At 71.9% G+C, this 15,073-nt stretch carries 19 protein-coding genes; 12 read left to right on the top strand and 7 right to left on the bottom strand.

The window, feature by feature from the left end; all coding sequences use genetic code 11:
• The first annotated feature begins 48 nt into the window (after positions 1–48).
• On the top strand, positions 49–537 hold the full coding sequence (locus tag ACGWYJ_RS25305) for an Lrp/AsnC family transcriptional regulator (protein WP_395108815.1): 489 nt from the start codon (positions 49–51) through the stop codon (positions 535–537).
• On the opposite strand, the gene ACGWYJ_RS25310 is transcribed toward ACGWYJ_RS25305, so the two are convergent.
• Positions 534–1,634, bottom strand: a complete 1,101-nt coding sequence (locus ACGWYJ_RS25310) for a protein kinase (RefSeq protein WP_395108816.1) — start codon at positions 1,632–1,634, stop codon at positions 534–536. The genes ACGWYJ_RS25305 and ACGWYJ_RS25310 overlap by 4 nt on opposite strands.
• A gap of 94 nt (positions 1,635–1,728) precedes the next feature.
• On the opposite strand from ACGWYJ_RS25310, the gene rraA reads away from it, so the two are divergent.
• The 4 genes from rraA to ACGWYJ_RS25330 all read left to right on the top strand — a co-directional run bounded on the left by rraA (position 1,729) and on the right by ACGWYJ_RS25330 (position 5,337).
• On the top strand, positions 1,729–2,214 hold the full coding sequence (gene rraA, locus ACGWYJ_RS25315; protein ID WP_395108817.1) for a ribonuclease E activity regulator RraA: 486 nt from the start codon (positions 1,729–1,731) through the stop codon (positions 2,212–2,214).
• A 236-nt stretch (positions 2,215–2,450) separates the two neighbouring features.
• Positions 2,451–3,764, top strand: a complete 1,314-nt coding sequence (locus tag ACGWYJ_RS25320) for a hypothetical protein (protein WP_395108818.1) — start codon at positions 2,451–2,453, stop codon at positions 3,762–3,764.
• A gap of 28 nt (positions 3,765–3,792) precedes the next feature.
• Entirely contained in the window at positions 3,793–4,695 is a 903-nt protein-coding gene (locus tag ACGWYJ_RS25325; RefSeq protein WP_395108819.1) for a Gfo/Idh/MocA family protein, read from the top strand.
• 12 nt (positions 4,696–4,707) lie between these two features.
• The gene (locus tag ACGWYJ_RS25330) at positions 4,708–5,337 is read left to right on the top strand and encodes a LysE family translocator (RefSeq protein ID WP_395108820.1); all 630 of its coding nucleotides are present in this window, start codon (positions 4,708–4,710) and stop codon (positions 5,335–5,337) included.
• A 19-nt stretch (positions 5,338–5,356) separates the two neighbouring features.
• On the opposite strand, the gene ACGWYJ_RS25335 is transcribed toward ACGWYJ_RS25330, so the two are convergent.
• The 3 genes from ACGWYJ_RS25335 to ACGWYJ_RS25345 all read right to left on the bottom strand — a co-directional run bounded on the left by ACGWYJ_RS25335 (position 5,357) and on the right by ACGWYJ_RS25345 (position 7,151).
• Positions 5,357–6,019 (bottom strand): hypothetical protein, encoded by a 663-nt coding sequence (locus ACGWYJ_RS25335; RefSeq protein WP_395108821.1) that lies wholly within the window; start codon positions 6,017–6,019, stop codon positions 5,357–5,359.
• Positions 6,020–6,090: 71 nt separating this feature from the next.
• Positions 6,091–6,696: a hypothetical protein gene (locus ACGWYJ_RS25340; RefSeq protein WP_395108822.1), complete on the bottom strand. Its 606-nt coding sequence runs from the start codon at positions 6,694–6,696 to the stop codon at positions 6,091–6,093.
• Between the two features lie 122 nt (positions 6,697–6,818).
• Positions 6,819–7,151, bottom strand: a complete 333-nt coding sequence (locus tag ACGWYJ_RS25345; protein ID WP_395108823.1) for a YnfA family protein — start codon at positions 7,149–7,151, stop codon at positions 6,819–6,821.
• A gap of 68 nt (positions 7,152–7,219) precedes the next feature.
• Between ACGWYJ_RS25345 and ACGWYJ_RS25350 the strand changes: the two genes are divergently transcribed.
• Positions 7,220–8,164, top strand: coding sequence for a zinc-binding dehydrogenase (locus tag ACGWYJ_RS25350; RefSeq protein WP_395108824.1), 945 nt, complete (start codon positions 7,220–7,222; stop codon positions 8,162–8,164).
• A 12-nt stretch (positions 8,165–8,176) separates the two neighbouring features.
• Here ACGWYJ_RS25350 and ACGWYJ_RS25355 read toward each other — a convergent pair whose 3' ends face one another.
• Both ACGWYJ_RS25355 and ACGWYJ_RS25360 read right to left on the bottom strand, forming a co-directional pair.
• Positions 8,177–8,857, bottom strand: coding sequence for a hypothetical protein (locus ACGWYJ_RS25355; RefSeq protein WP_395108825.1), 681 nt, complete (start codon positions 8,855–8,857; stop codon positions 8,177–8,179).
• A 43-nt stretch (positions 8,858–8,900) separates the two neighbouring features.
• Positions 8,901–9,719, bottom strand: a complete 819-nt coding sequence (locus tag ACGWYJ_RS25360; RefSeq protein WP_285698626.1) for a trans-aconitate 2-methyltransferase — start codon at positions 9,717–9,719, stop codon at positions 8,901–8,903.
• Between the two features lie 136 nt (positions 9,720–9,855).
• Between ACGWYJ_RS25360 and ACGWYJ_RS25365 the strand changes: the two genes are divergently transcribed.
• The 3 genes from ACGWYJ_RS25365 (at position 9,856) to ACGWYJ_RS25375 (ending at position 12,174) form a co-directional block, all read left to right on the top strand.
• A complete protein-coding gene (locus ACGWYJ_RS25365) occupies positions 9,856–10,242 on the top strand; it encodes a hypothetical protein (protein ID WP_395108826.1) in 387 nt (128 codons plus the stop codon).
• A gap of 101 nt (positions 10,243–10,343) precedes the next feature.
• A complete protein-coding gene (locus ACGWYJ_RS25370) occupies positions 10,344–11,216 on the top strand; it encodes a crotonase/enoyl-CoA hydratase family protein (protein ID WP_395108863.1) in 873 nt (290 codons plus the stop codon).
• A 250-nt stretch (positions 11,217–11,466) separates the two neighbouring features.
• Positions 11,467–12,174, top strand: a complete 708-nt coding sequence (locus ACGWYJ_RS25375; RefSeq protein ID WP_395108827.1) for a polysaccharide deacetylase family protein — start codon at positions 11,467–11,469, stop codon at positions 12,172–12,174.
• 51 nt (positions 12,175–12,225) lie between these two features.
• Here ACGWYJ_RS25375 and ACGWYJ_RS25380 read toward each other — a convergent pair whose 3' ends face one another.
• Positions 12,226–12,474: a hypothetical protein gene (locus ACGWYJ_RS25380; protein WP_285698623.1), complete on the bottom strand. Its 249-nt coding sequence runs from the start codon at positions 12,472–12,474 to the stop codon at positions 12,226–12,228.
• A 111-nt stretch (positions 12,475–12,585) separates the two neighbouring features.
• Between ACGWYJ_RS25380 and fdxA the strand changes: the two genes are divergently transcribed.
• The 3 genes from fdxA to ACGWYJ_RS25395 all read left to right on the top strand — a co-directional run bounded on the left by fdxA (position 12,586) and on the right by ACGWYJ_RS25395 (position 15,063).
• On the top strand, positions 12,586–12,912 hold the full coding sequence (gene fdxA, locus ACGWYJ_RS25385) for a ferredoxin (RefSeq protein WP_197010200.1): 327 nt from the start codon (positions 12,586–12,588) through the stop codon (positions 12,910–12,912).
• 182 nt (positions 12,913–13,094) lie between these two features.
• Positions 13,095–14,180 (top strand): succinyldiaminopimelate transaminase, encoded by a 1,086-nt coding sequence (gene dapC, locus ACGWYJ_RS25390; RefSeq protein WP_395108864.1) that lies wholly within the window; start codon positions 13,095–13,097, stop codon positions 14,178–14,180.
• Positions 14,181–14,436: 256 nt separating this feature from the next.
• Positions 14,437–15,063, top strand: a complete 627-nt coding sequence (locus tag ACGWYJ_RS25395; protein WP_395108828.1) for a DUF4178 domain-containing protein — start codon at positions 14,437–14,439, stop codon at positions 15,061–15,063.
• Positions 15,064–15,073 lie beyond the last annotated feature (10 nt).

Genomic DNA, 15,073 nt, shown 5'->3' on the forward strand with positions numbered 1-15,073 from the left:
AGTGAGGGGGTCACGAGTAGGCGATGGTGACTGGGAGGGGACGATTCATTGCGTCTTGACGATCTGGACCGGCGAATCGTTGCGCAGCTCCTCGAACATGGCCGCGCGTCGTACGCGCAGGTCGGGGAGCGGGTGGGGCTGTCGGCCCCGGCGGTGAAGCGGCGTGTGGACCGGCTGCGCGCCGACGGCGTGATCACCGGCTTCGCGGCGGTGGTCGACCCGGCCGCGCTGGGCTGGACGACCGAGGCGTTCATCGAGATCTTCTGCACCGGGGCGACGTCCCCCGAGGAGATCTACTCCAGCATCCGCAAGCATCCCGAGGTGGTCGCCGCGTACACCGTCAGTGGCGACGCCAGCGCCCTGGTGCACGTGCGGGTCCGCGACATCCAGCATCTGGAGCAGGCGCTGGAGCGGTTGCGGAGGGAGGACAACATCACCGCGACCAAGACCGCGATCGTGCTGTCCCGGCTGATCGGCCGTCCCATCGACACCCCCGCGGACGGGCCCTCCGCCACGCCCGGCGCCGTCGGGGCCTAGAGCAGGAACACCAGCAGCAGGATCAGGACGAGAAGGCCGAACGCTCCCGCGCCGATGCCGAGCGCGATGGCCAGGTCGTGCCGGTAGCTGTCCATGACCGGCGGCACGTGCCCCGCCATCACGCCGGGAACGGTCGCCGGCGTCTCCAGCGGCAGGGCGAAGTTGGGCCGCGGGGCCTGCTCGCGCGCCGCCTGCGCCGGCGCGTCCATGGCGGTCACCGCCGCTCCGCCTCCCGAAGGCGCGGCGCCCGCCGGTGAGGGGTCGAGCGGCGGCTCGAAGGAGGGCCTCGGCGTGGGCAGCGGAGCGGCGTGGGGGCGGGGCGGGTCGCCCTGGTAGGCGGGCAGCAGCGCGGCGACGCCGGGCGGGAGCCAGCCGGGGCCGGGCCGGTCCCCTTCCAGGTCGGCGGCGAGCGCGCGGAGCTCGGGACGCTCGGACGGGTCGGCCGCCAGGCAGCGCGCGATCGGCTCGCGCAGTTCCTCGGGGCAGCCGCCGAGGCCGGGCGGCTCCTCGCCGGACGGGGTCTGGCCGGTGGCGGCGAACAGCGCCAGCAGGCCGAGGTCGAGCACGTCCTGCGCCGGGCCCGCCTCGTCCACGGCCGAGCCGTGGTCGGTCACGCGCGGCCCGTCCTCGGCCAGCAGCACGTTGGACGGCCCCAAGCGGCCATGTACGAGGTCGGCGTCGTGGATGGCCTGCAACGCCTCGGCGACCGCGCCGAGCAGGGCCCGGACGGCCGGGACGGGCAGCGGGCCGGCCTCCTCCACGGCGCGCGCCAGGCTCGGGCCGGGCACGTACTCGGTGGCCAGCCAGGGGGACGTGCCCTCCGCGTGCCCGTCCACGACCGCCGCCAGGAACCGGCCGCGCACGCGCTGCGCCGCGGCGATCTGGCTCTTGAGGCGCCGCCGGAACGCCTTGTCGGCGGCGAGCTCGGGACCGGTGGTCTTGATGGCCAGCCGCCGCCCGCTCTGCGTCGTGGCCAGGTACACCGGGCCGAGCCGTCCGGAGCCGAGCCGGGCGAGCGTGCGATAGCCGCCGATCAGTTGGGGATCTCCGGGCCCGAGCGGTGTGAACGGCAGGCCGTGGCGGCTGGGGGGCTGCATGGCGCCCCGAAAATACCATCTCCCGCGCGGCCTCCGGCCGGAAGCGCACGGGCCGTCCCGGACCGGCCTGTTACCTCCCAGTAGGCTGCGGCGCATGGACTTCGCGACCGCCGATCTCATCGACGACTTCGGGGACGAGCTGCAAAGCTGCGAGACGCAGTTCCGCGACTACGGAGGCCGCGCCGCGTTCGCCGGGCCGATCGCGACCGTGCGCTGCCACCGCGACAACGCCCTGGTCAAACAGGTGCTCAGCGAGCCGGGCGAGGGTCGCGTCCTGGTGGTGGACGGGGCGGGCTCGCTGGGCTCGGCGCTGGTGGGCGACCTGATCGCCGCGTCGGCGGTCGGCAACGGCTGGGCCGGGGTCGTGATCAACGGCGCGGTACGGGACGTGGCCGCCCTGCGCGCCCTGGACCTGGGCATCAAGGCGCTGGGCTCCAACCCGCGCAAGAGCTCCAAGGACGGGACGGGCGAGGTCGGCGTCCCGGTGACCTTCGGCGGCGTGGAGTTCCGTCCCGGCGATCATCTGTACAGCGACGAGGACGGGATCGTCACCGCCCGCCGTTCCCTCCTGGAGCCCTGACGGTCGCGCGGGTGAGGCGGCGCGCCGGCGGCAGCATCGCGTTGGACGGCATTCGGTTTACCGGCGCTATCGAATCGTTATCCCACTTTCTGGGCGGCGACCGCCGTCCGGCGGGGATCGTAAGCGTCGGCTGACCTTCGGAAGATCTCCTGGTGCGACCGTCACGCTGCAAAGCGTGATATTGGACGAAAAGTCCGGAGATGTTAGTTTCCCTGATCGCCGCAGGAGGTGATCAGATGAAGGGCAGGCGACTCCTCGCCCTGGCGGCGCCGCTCGTGGCGGTGGCCGCCGGTGTCGCGACCTTCGCCTGCTTCGTCCCCGACTACTCCCAGCGGGTCGCCGCCACGGCCAACGTCGCCCCCTCCAAGGACGCCTACACGCTCAAGGTCGGCGACGAGCTCGACACCGGCGCGCTCGACGGCATGACCAAGAGCCTCACGCTCACCACCGTCCGCGCCGTCCTCAACCCGCGGGGCGGCCTCAAGGGCAAGTGGAACGGATCCTGCGGCCGTGACGCGCGGGTGCCCGCGGGAGCGAAGGTGTTCTGCTTCAACGCCGCCGACGACCGCAGCACGGAGTGGTATCCGCAGGGCATCACGGGCGTCTCCGACGCGCGGGCGGACGAGAGATGGGGCGCCGAACGGCCCCTCCTGGTGAGCTGGTACGACGAGAACCGGCGGGGCGTCGACAAGAGCGCCCGCCTGACCTTCGTCAACACCAGGACCGGGACCTACCGGCACGTCCTGCTGGTCTGGCCGTACCGCAACGCGCAGGGCAGGACCACCTACGAACCGATCGGAACCCGCGCCACCGACACCGGCATCCACGCCGGCGGGCTCGCCTGGTACGGCGACCGGCTCTACGTCGCCGACACCGGCAGCGGGCTGCGCGTCTTCGACATGCGCCGCATCTTCGACCTGGGCGAGAACGGCTCCACGGCGCGGCGCGACCTGATCGGCCTGCACGACGACACCTACCACGCGTACGGGTACCGCTACGTGATGCCCCAGGTGCTCTCCTACGTACCGAACAAGCAGTCCGGCGAGCCGTGCACGTCCGAGGGCACGCCCAACCACTCGTGGCTGTCCATCAACCGCACCGGCCAGGACACCCTTGTGACAGGGGAGTGGTGCCAGGACGACCGTGGCCGAGTGGCGCAGTTCCCCCTGACCGCCCCGGGCTCGGGACTCAACGGCCACTCCGCGCCGGCCTCGGGCGACCTGGTGACCGACGGCCGGGGCCACGCCGTCCCGACCTCCGTGATGAGGCTTCCCGCGTCCCAGATCCAAGGCGGCGCCACCGCGAACGGCATGTGGTGGTTCACGCGCAACGTCCCCGGGGACGAGAGGCCGTACCCGCCGGGCCAGAACATGAACGTGGGCGAGCTTCTCCGGGCGCGGTGGTCGAACGGCTTCAAGGACGTCCGGCGCACGGCCATCTCCTTCGGGCCCGAAGACCTGTCCTGCTGGAGAGGTCAGCACCGGATGTGGACCATCGCGGAGCATCCCGGCCGCCGGGCCCTCTACGGCATGCACGACCCGCGCTGCTGAGGACGCGACTGCCGTAACGTTCGGGCTCATGACGCTCAAAGTCGGCGTGATCGGGCTCGGCGACATCGCGCGCAAGGCGTACCTGCCGGTCCTCACCGCCCAGCCCGGCCTGGAACTCCACCTCCACACCCGTACACCCGCGACCCTGGATCGGGTCGGTGACGCCTACCGCATCCCGCACCGCCACGCCACCCTCGACGACCTCCTCGCCCAGGAACCGGATGCCGCGTTCGTCCACGCCCCCACCGCCGACCACCGGGCCATCGCCGAGCGCCTTCTCGGCGCGGGCGTCCCCACCTACGTCGACAAGCCCCTGGCGGACAACCTCGCCGACGCGACCCACCTGGTCGAGCTGGCGGAACGGACGGGCGCCGGCCTGATGGCCGGCTTCAACCGCCGCTACGCCCCCGGCTACCGTGCCCTGCTCAACCACCCGCGCGACCTGATCGTCCTGCAGAAGAACCGCTTCCACCTGCCCGCCGCGCCGCGCCCCGTCGTCTTCGACGACTTCATCCACGTCGTCGACACGCTGCGTTTCCTCGTCCCCGGCGAGGTCACGCACACCGACGTCCGCACCCGCGTCGTGGACGGCACGCTGCACCACATCGTCCTGACCCTCTCCGGGGACGGCTTCACCGCGATCGGCGTCATGAACCGCTCGAACGGCTCGACCGAGGAGATCCTGGAGGTCATGGGGCGCGACACCAAACGCGTGGTGCACGACCTGGGCGACGTCGTGGACCACCGCGGCGACCAGGGCGGCACCCTGCGGCGCCGCCGCGGCGACTGGACCCCCGTACAGCACCAGCGCGGCATCGAGCAGATCACGTTGACCTTCCTCGACCGCGTCCGCACCGGCGAGCACCCGTCCGCGGCCGACGCCCTGGAGACCCACCGCCTGTGCGAGCGCGTCGTCGCGTCGGCCTTGTGACACACTTCCGGTATGCCGGTCGATCAGGGACTTCTCGCGGTCTTCACGGTGGCCACCATCGTCGCCATGGTCACCCCGGGGCCGGACATGATGTTCGTCCTCGGCTGCGGTATCCGCGGGGGCGCCCGCGCCGGTCTGCTCGCCACCGCCGGCGTCGCGACGAGCGAGGCCGTCCACATAGCCGTCGCGGCGGCGGGCCTGGCGGCCCTCTTCGCGGCCGTCCCGTACGCCTTCACGGTGGTCCGCGTGGCCGGCGCCGCGTACCTGATCTATCTGGGCGTCCAGGCCATCCGCAACCGCGGCCGCGACCAGGACGACCCCGCGTCCGGCACCGGCATGCCGGGCCGCCGCGCCTACGTCAACGGCCTGGTGACCAACCTCCTGAACCCCAAGATGGTCACCTTCACCATCGCGTTCCTGCCACAGTTCATCGACCCCGCCCTGGGGCACGTCTGGTTGCAGTTCGCGATCCTCGGCGCGATCCTCATCGCGCTGGAGTTCGTGGTCGACGGGACGGTCGGCGTCCTGGCCGGCCGGATCGGCACCTGGCTCCGCCGCCGCACGACCGTCCGCCGCCGCCTGGACGCCGCCACCGGCGGCATCTTCATCACCCTGGGCGTGGGGCTGGCCGCCGAACGCTAGACCGGCGCCGGACGCCGGTTCAGGGGCGGGTGTTGGCCTGGATCTCGTCCACGACCAAGGGGACCGGCACCGAGGGGATCTCCTCGTCGGGGAGGGTTCCCGCCGCGTCGTCGCAGGCGGCGCCCGCGCAGGTCCAGGCGACGGTCCAGGTGATGACGGCGCTGACGCGGTAGGCCCCGCCCGGCTGTCGCGCGGACGAGCGCTGGTAGGTGTGGCTGCACGAGGTGTCGTTCGGCCTGCCCGGACCGGTGCAGGTGATGCTGGTCTCGCCCAGGTTCCAGGTGACCGACTTCGGCTGGGCCGTCACCTGCACGGTCTGGCCCGCCAGGGTGATCGGCTGCGTCCGCACGGTCTGGAAGCCGTCCACCCAGAGGCCGGTGCGCACCCGGACGTAGGTCCGGTCGGCCGGTGAGGTGTGCACCGTGACGGCGGGGAAGGGCGCCAGGTTCCTGACCCGCTGGGCCAGGTCCTCGGTCGCGGGCGCGGCCGGGCCGAGATCCTGGAAGTTGTTGGTGACGTCGGGGTCGGGCGGCGGAACCGTGGTGCCGCCGCCACCACCTGACGGGGCACGACCGCCCGAAGAGCCTCCAGGGGACGTGATCTCGCCGCAGAGGAAGCCGGGACTGTTGCAGACCGGGGGTGCGCCGTGCGCCGAGGGCACGCCGATCAGTACGGTCGCCATGGCGCCCACCGTGACGGCGGTTGTGCGGGCGGCACGGCGCGGGGTGGTACGGCGTGGGGTGGTGCGCAGTGTCAGCATCGCTTGTCCCGTACGGAGTCGGAGACCTTCCAGGTGCCCTGGACGTAGCGGACCGCCGTCCGGTGCAGGGAGGACTCTTCGGGGATGGTTCCGATCCGCTTCCCCGTCCTCAACGAGTAGCGGTAGGCGCCCAGGGTGCGCAGGCAGTCGATGACGTAGACGGTGAGGCCGTCACGTGAACGGCCGTAGATCCGGGCGTTGGAGACGGTGGTGAAGCGCCAGACCTCGTTCTTGGCCTGGAAGCTCTCGATGGAGCGCGTGGTCTCGGCGAGGATCGGGTCCACGGCCACCGCGGCGAGCCGGGCGGGGTCGTTGCTTCTGTACGCCTGGCTGTAGACCCTCCTGAACTCGGCGTAGCGGGCCAGGACGGTCTTGTTCACCTGCGCCGTGGGAAGGGCCGAGGGCGCCTGCGCGTCCGGGGCGGAGACGGGCGGGGTGTTGCCCGCCAGCGAGCCGTTGGGCTGAAAGGTGCCCGATGACGTGCCGCCGCCGCAGGCCGCCAGGGACAGGACGAGGGACAGGACGAGTACGCCCAAAAGGAGGACGGGTCGTAGGCAGGGACGCCCGTAGGAGGAGGAACGTACCAACCGGGCGTGCATCGCCATCCCTGATGGTCCAGTCGCGATAACGAGGCGGAGTACGCGCGAAAGCTTACAGAGGAGCTTGAAGCGAGAAAAGGGATTCGTTGCGGAAAGCTGGGGCGGGAGGGGCTCGCCGAACGTCAGGTTCTGGGGGCGTACATGATGACGGCCACGCCCAGCAGGCACAGGGTGACGCCGATGACGTCGTAGCGGTCGGGCCGGTAGCCGTCCATGACCATGCCCCACAGCAGGGAGCCGCCGACGAAGACCCCTCCGTAGGCGGCGAGGATGCGGCCGAAATGGGCGTCCGGCTGGAGGGTGGCGGCGAAGCCGTACAGGCCGAGCGCCACGACGCCCGCGCCGATCCAGGCGACGCCGCGGTGTTCACGGACGCCTTGCCAGACCAGCCAGGCACCGCCGATCTCGGCGAGCGCCGCGAGGGCGAAGAGCAGCAGGGACCGGGCGATCGTCATGGCGTGACGGTACTTGACCTCGACTTCGATCGAGGTTGCAGGGTGGGCGCCGAGGAGAGGGGAGTGCGATGCGTGCGGTGTGGTTGAAGGAGTTCGGCGGACCCGGCGTCCTCGTCGCGGGGGACGCGCCGGATCCCGTGCCGGGGGCCGGACAGGTCCTCGTCGAGGTGGAGTTCGCCAACGTGACGTTCGTGGAGACGCAGTTCAGGGCCGGGAATGTCCCGGGACCGTTCAAGGGGGAGCCGCCGCTGATCCCGGGGAACGGGGTCGGCGGTGTGGTCGCGGCCCTCGGGGACGGCGTCGATCCCGGCCTGCTCGGCGCCCGGGTGGTGAGCGGCACGGGCGGGTCGGGCGGGTACGCCGAGCTGGCCGCCGTGGACGCGGCGGGTCTGTTCGTGGTCCCCGAAGGGCTCGCCATGGACGACGCGGTCGCTCTGCTGGCCGATGGCCGCACGGCCACGCTGATGATGGGCGCGGCGTCGCCCGGGGCCGGTGAACGGGTCCTGGTGGAGGCGGCGGCCGGGGGAGTGGGGACCCTGCTCGTCCAGCTCGCCAAGGCCGCCGGCGCCGAGGTCGTGGCGGCGGCGGGCGGTGACCGCAAGGGCGCGGTCGCACGGGACGTGGGAGCCGACGTGGTGGTCGACTACACGCGGCCGGGGTGGACGCGGGCGGCGGGACCGGTGGACGTGGTGTTCGACGGGGTCGGCGGCGACATCGGCCGGGCCGCGTTCGAGCTGCTGCGGCGCGGCGGCCGGATGGTCAGCTTCGGGCTCGCGAGCGGCGAGTGGGCGGGCGTCCCCGAGGAGAGGGCCCGGGAACGCGGGGTCGCCCTCGTCCAGCCGGAGCCCACGCCGGAGGAACTGCGCGCGGCCACCGAGAGCGCGCTGAACGAGGCGCGGGCGGGACGGCTGCGTCCGGTGATCGGCCGGCGGTTCCCGCTGGAGCGTGCCGCCGACGCGCACGCGGCGATCGAGTCGCGCGCCACCGTGGGCAAGACGCTGCTGGAGGTGTGACCCGAGGCGGGATCAGGCGCGGCCGATACCGGAGACCAGGTCGAGCCCGAGGATCAGGTCGAGATGGATGACGGTCTCCAGCTTGGCCCCGGGCTCGACCCTCGGGTCGGCGGTCAGCTCGTCCAGGACGGCCAGTGCGGTGGGGCTGTCGAGGTCGTCGGCCAAAGCCTCCTCGGCGCGGTTCGCGTACGCGCGGTCCATGGGACGTCCGGGCTGGGTGGACCACTCGGCCATCGACTCCCGCCAGTGCGCGAGGTCGTTCCCGGCACCGATGACCAGATCGCCGTCCATCACGTCCGGGGCGTCGTAGCGTTCGCGCAGGACCGCCAGCCGCACGCACAGCGGATCGACGCGCGTGCTCTCCACCAGCTTGTCCCACGCGTACCGTTCCGGCGGGACGACGAGGCAGCGACGGCCCGGCACGGGCTCGGGCCCCACCCACACGGCGCCCTCGGTCACGAGATCGGGCGCGATGGCGTCGATTTCGGGAAGGTTCAGCGCGCCGAAGCCGACGTGCGGCCGTACCTCCGCGGACCGGGTCAGGGCGACCCTGCGGCGCGACCGCTCCGCCAGCCGCCGCAGCAGGTCCGCGGTGATCAGAGCCCTCTCGCCTCCCCCGTGGACGTGGACGTGCAGCGCGTACGGCGGAAGCTCCTGGAGCTGTCCGGTGTGGTGGTCTCGCAGGCGGAGCATGGCTCAACCCTACGTTCGACTCCGCGGCGGAGCGGGGACGACGCTAGATGATGGGGGTCTGCCCGAGCCCGCCGGAAGAGAGCCCGTCGGGCATGGGCACGGGGCCGTCGGGCTTGCGCACGGCGGCGAAACGCAGGCGCACATAGTCGGCGACCCACCCGGATTCGCGTCGCAACGCGGGCGCGGCGAGGTCGTTGATGCGGGCGAGCAGCGGCTCGACCAGTTCCGGCGGCACGTCGGCGAGGGCGCGGGGCGCGTAGACGCGGACCCAATCCGCGGCGCCGTTCGGGCCCTCGGTCATCCGGGACGGGCGGTCGGCGTGTTCGAGCAGCCGAAGAGTGAACCCGCCCTCCTCAAGGCGGGTGGCGTACTCGGCGGGGCTGGGGAAGTACCACGGCAGCTCCGGCTCGCCGAGCCCGAAGACCCGCCACGCGGTCTGCATCGCCACGATCAGCTCCGCGCAGTTGCCGGCGCCGCCCAGCTCGCCCACGAACCGCCCGCCCGGACGCAGCGCCGCGTGCACCCGCGCGATCACCGCGTCGGGATCGCGGGTCATCCAGTGCAGCGCGGCGTTGGAGGCGACCGCGTCGTAGGGCTCGGTGGTGGTGAACTCGTAGGCGTCGCCGACCGCGAAGGACAGCCCGGGATGCTGCGCGGTGGCCTGCGAGATCATCTCGGGCGAGCCGTCGATGCCCAGTACCTCTGCGCCCCGCTCGGCGATCTCCGCGGTGAACGCGCCGGTGCCGCACCCCAGGTCGATGATCCGCTCGCCCGGCTGCGGGTCGAGCAGGTCCACCAGTGGCGCGCCATGCGCGGAGACGTACCCGAACGCGGAGTCGTACGTCGTCACGGCCCAGTTCACCGTCGTAATTTATCCGATCGGTCCTCAGGATGAGGTCGCGTTGCCGATGCGGGCCGCCTCTCAATGGTCCGTTCCACGCAGGTCAGGCGCGAGGCCCCGCGGCCCGCGGCGGCGCGCGCTCGGCTACGGTCGGGCCATGGACGGGCGGGACGCGGCCGGGGCCGAGATCAGGATCGTGGGGACGGAGCGTCCGGACGGCCTGGAGCTGCGCACCCGCGGCCTCGCGGCACGCGGGAGGCCCGAGCTCCGCGTCTCCGGCCTGCCTCCGTACCTGGGGCAGGGCTGGGCGCGCGTGCTGGCCGCGCTGGCCCGGCGGCTCGCGCGCGTTCCGGCCGGCGGCCCGTATGAGGGCCCGTATGAGACGGAACTCACCCCCGAGGGCGAGGGCGGCACGCCGGTCCTGATCGGGCTCGAAGCCGATCGGGGCGATCTCGTCGCGGTCCCGCCGGGCGGCTTCACCGGGCGGGTCGAGGACTGGCGCCGGGAGGTCCTTCTCGCCCTCTTCCCCTCCGCCCACTCCTGACGCTCCCGGCCTTCCTAGAATCGGATTCTGTTCACCCCGGGACCGCGAGCCGCCGCCCCGGGCCGCGCCACGGGAAGGACCGACAGGTGTCGAAGAGCCAGGTGCCGTACGGCGAGATCGAGTACGAGGTCCGCGACGCGATCGCGACGATCACCCTCCACCGCCCCGACCGCATGAACGCCTTCACCTACACGATGTGCGCGGAGCTGATCGACGCCTTCGACCGGATCGACGCCGACGACGACGTGCGGGCCGTCGTGGTCACCGGGGCCGGGCGGGCGTTCTGCGCGGGCGCCGATCTCGGGCACGGCGGCGCCACGTTCGACCGGGAGAAGGCCGCGGACAGGTACCAGGGCGACACCGACGTCCTGGAGGACGGCACGCCGCGCGACGGCGGGGGGAGGGTGGCGCTGCGGATCGCGCGCTGCCTCAAGCCGGTGATCGCCGCGTTCAACGGCGCCGCGGTCGGCGTGGGCGTGACCCTGACGCTGCCGATGGACGTGCGGCTGGCCAGCGACAAGGCCAGGTTCGGGTTCGTCTTCGCGCGGCGCGGGATCGTCACCGAGGCGGCGTCGAGCTGGTTCCTGCCGCGCCTGGTCGGAATCGCGCAGGCGATGGAATGGGCCGCCACGGGACGGGTATTCGACGCCGGAGAGGCCCTGGCCGGCGGGCTGGTCTCCCGCGTGTACCCGCCGGACGAGCTGCTGCCGGCGGCGTACGCGCTGGCCCGCGAGATCGCCGACAACACCTCGGCGGTCTCCGTCGCCGTGATCCGCCGGCTCATGTGGTCCGGCCTGTCGGCACCGTCCCCCTGGGACGCGCACGGCGCCGATTCCCGGCTGATGGCGGCCCTCGGCGGCGCCCCCGACGCGGCCGAGGGCGTGACGTCGTTTCTCGAAAAGCGACCGGCCCGTTTCGTCATGAGGGTCAGCGAAGATCTTCCGGCCGAGGTCCCCGATTGGCCTGTGCCATAAGCGTTTCCCGGTGCCCGGATCTGCCGCTCTTACGCCGAGTTGACGGTCATTTTGGGCTACGAGGGAAGTTCACCCTAACCAGGGGAAACGTTGGTGTGTGACCGCCCGAGCCTTAGGGTATCTAGCGCCCCACGAGCGAATTGGATGTCCAATTCAAGACGTTTTAGGGGGCAAGGTGCGAAGCGGTATTTATCGGGCACTCATCGTACTGGGGCTGCTCTTCTCGGCGTGCGCCACCGCTTGCGGCACAATGCGGACGACAGGGAATGGCGGCACGAAGGTCGAGAGCGACCGGGCGCCGGCCGCGGGCAACCAGGCCGCCCGTCCCGCCTTGCCCCCGTCCCAGCGGCGGATCGACTGCGCCAAGGTGAAGTGTGTGGCGCTGACGTTCGATGACGGCCCCAGCCTCCACACTCCCAAGCTGCTCGACACGCTGCGCCGGTCCGACACGCGCGTCACCTTCTTCGTCCTGGGTCAGAACGTGGAACGGCACGGCGCCACGGTGCGGCGGATGGTCCACGAGGGACACGAGGTCGGCAACCACAGCTGGGACCACCCGATCATGCCCAGCCTTTCGCCGCGTGCGATGCGCAGGCAGATCCAGCTCACGCAGCAGGCGGTCAGGCAGGCTTCGGGCGTCACGCCCAAGGTGTTCCGGCCGCCGTACGGGGCGACGGATGAGCGGGTGGCGCGCGCGGCGGGCATGCCGCAGATCACCTGGAGCGTGGATTGCATGGACTGGCATCGGACGAAGGCCCGCAAGGGCATCGCCACCGGGATGAAGGAGGCGCGGCCCGGCGGGATCATCCTTCTGCACGACACGCACGGGTCCACCGTCAGGGCGGTGCCGAAGATGCTGTCGACCTTGAAGGGACGCGGCTACACGCTGGTGACGGTGTCGGAACTGTTCCAGGGCAAGCGGTTCGAGGCGCAGGCCACGTACACGAACCTTGAGTAAGGCCCTGCGGTGAAGGACGCGATGACGAAATCAGGGTGCGGCAGGCGCGCTTTATCGTGGGCGGCGGCGAGGTGGTGGCTGCGGCGGCACCACCTTGGCCGCCACCATGATCTCCTCGGGGACCTCGACCGTCTCGCCGGTGCGCCGCCGCACCCGCAGCAGTCCGCCGGACCAGGATTCGAGAACCCCCACCACGTCGCTGTACTCTCCCGTTGCCATCCGGCGGCGCAGCGAGATCCGCTGGCCGACGTCGGCGGGCGTGATGGTCACCACCAGCCGCGCGGCGATGTGGCCGGACATGAGGACCCCCGTGGCGAATCGACCGAGCCGTGATGGCAATACTATTCACAGCGAGCATGCGGTGAGCCGTGACGTGCGGCGGGGCCGGAAAACCCGAGAGGAGTCACCGACGTGACCTACGTCATTGCGCAGCCCTGTGTGGACCTGCTCGACAAGGCATGCATCGAGGAGTGCCCGGTCGACTGCATCTACGAAGGGAAGCGCCAGCTCTACATCCACCCCGACGAGTGTGTCGACTGCGGTGCTTGCGAGCCGGTTTGCCCGGTTGAGGCGATCTACTACGAGGACGACGTCCCCGATCAGTGGAAGGACTTCTACAAGGTCAATGTGGAGTTCTTCGACGACCTGGGCTCGCCCGGTGGCGCCTCCAAGGTCGGCAAGATCGACAAGGACCACCCGATCGTGGCCGCGCTGCCGCCCCAGGAGCACGACGAGTAGTCGCTCCGGGGTCCGGAGCGGACGTCCCGCGGCCCTCCCGTGGTGACGTCGTGGACTTCCGATAGACAAGGGTTGCGTACCCTCAAGGCCGTGGTCTCCTTACGTCGGGGCCACGGCCTTGAGGGCTGTTAGGAGCTGTGGGCGCCATTCCCGAGGTGCGCGGAGAGGCAGGACAGGTGGGCTTGCGGACGCTGCCGGACTTCCCATGGGACAAGCTGCGGCCGTACCGGCGGCGGGCGGCCGAGCATCCCGGTGGCGTCGTGGACCTGTCGGTGGGGACGCCGGTCGACCCGACGCCCGGGTTCGTCCGGGACGCGCTGGCCTCCGCCGCCGACTCCCCGGGCTACCCGCAGACCTACGGGACGCCCCGGCTCCGCGAGGCGGTGGCGGACTGGGCGCGGCGGCGGCTCGGCGTGACCGGCGCGGACCCGGACGCGGTGCTGCCGGTGATCGGCAGCAAGGAGCTGGTGGCCTGGCTGCCGACCCTGCTGGGCGCGGGCCCCGGCGACCGCGTGGTGTTCCCCGAGCTGGCCTATCCGACCTACGACGTGGGCGCCCGGCTGGCCGGCGCGGAGCCGGTCGCGCGGGACGGGCTGCTGTCCCTCGGGCCCGTCCGGCCGAAGATCGTCTGGGTGAACTCGCCGTCCAACCCGACGGGGAAGGTGCTGCCCGCCGAGCATCTGCGCAAGGTGGTGGCCTGGGCGCGCGAGCGCGGCACGGTCGTCGTCAGCGACGAGTGCTACCTGGAGTTCGGCTGGGACCCGGCCCATCCGCCGATCTCGATCCTGCACCCGGACGTCTGCGAGGGGTCGCACGAGGGGCTGCTCGCGGTGAACTCGCTGTCCAAGCGGTCCAACATGGCCGGGTACCGGGCCGGGGTCGTGCTCGGCGACCCGGCGCTGATCACGAGCATGCTGGAGACCCGCAAGCACGCCGGGATGATCGTCCCCGCGCCGGTGCAGGCGGCGATGACCGCGGCGTTCGCCGACGACGCGCACGTCGACGAGCAGCGCGAGCGGTACCGGGCGCGCCGGGACGTCCTGCGCGCCGCGTTCGAGCGTCACGGCTTCCGCGTCGACCACTCCGAGGCCGGCCTGTACCTGTGGGTGACGCGGGACGAGCCGTGCTGGGACACCGTGGGGCACCTGGCCGACCTCGGCATCATCGTCGGGCCGGGCGACTTCTACGGCCCCGCGGGCGCGCGCCACGTCAGGGTCGCCTTCACCGCAACCGACGAGCGGGTGGAAGCCGGCGCCGCCCGGCTGTGAGCGCACCCGGCCGGGGCAGGCGCCGCTACCAGCCCCGGCCCGCTTCGCGGACGGCGGCCTCGGGGCCATGGCGGCGCAGCACGTCGTACAGCTCGGCATGATCACTTGGCTGGCATCCAAAACCGGCGAAAATCGGTGAAACCGATGTGTCGGTTGATGGCCATGTATGGCCGTGTATAGCCGGATAGTCAATCTTGTAGGGCCGGCCCCCGATACAATCCGGCGCGTTGTTCGCCTTTCCCCTGTGGAGGTGCCCGTGGCCGGGCCAGTGATCGCCATCCTGTTGGCGCTCATCCTGTGCGCCCTGGCCGTCATCATCGTCCTGCTGGCGCGGCGCCGTCCCCCGTCCGGCACAGCGTCCCCGTCCGGCACAGCGGGAACGCCGCGCGACCCGTTCGCGGCCGAGGACCAGGCCGCTGGCGACCCGCGGACGATCAAGGCGGGCGACATGGTCGAGTACCTCGGCGTGCGCTACTTCGTGCGCGGCTCGGTGCGGCTGCGCGAGGGCGGCTTCACCTGGAGCGAGCACCTTCTGGACGCCGACACCATCGAGGGCACCAAGGTCTGGATCTCCGTCGAGGAGGATCCCGACCTGGAGGTCGTCTGGTGGACCGAGCGCGACGTCGGCGACCTCGTCCCCGACAAGAGGACGCTGACCGTGGACGGCGTGGAGTACCGGCGCGAGGAGCACGGCACCGCCGACTACGCCAGCGAGGGCACCACGGGCCTCGGGGAGAAGGGCCGGGTCGAGTACGTCGACTACGAGGGGCCGGGCGGCCGGTACCTGTCGTTCGAACGGTACGGCGGCGGCGCGTGGGAGGCGGGCACGGGCGAGCGCGTCCCGAACGGCACCCTGACGATCTACCCGGGAAGCGGGAGCTGAGGGCCCGCCC

This window comes from Actinomadura sp. SCN-SB, from assembly GCF_043906805.1.
Classification (GTDB): Bacteria; Actinomycetota; Actinomycetes; order Streptosporangiales; family Streptosporangiaceae; genus Spirillospora.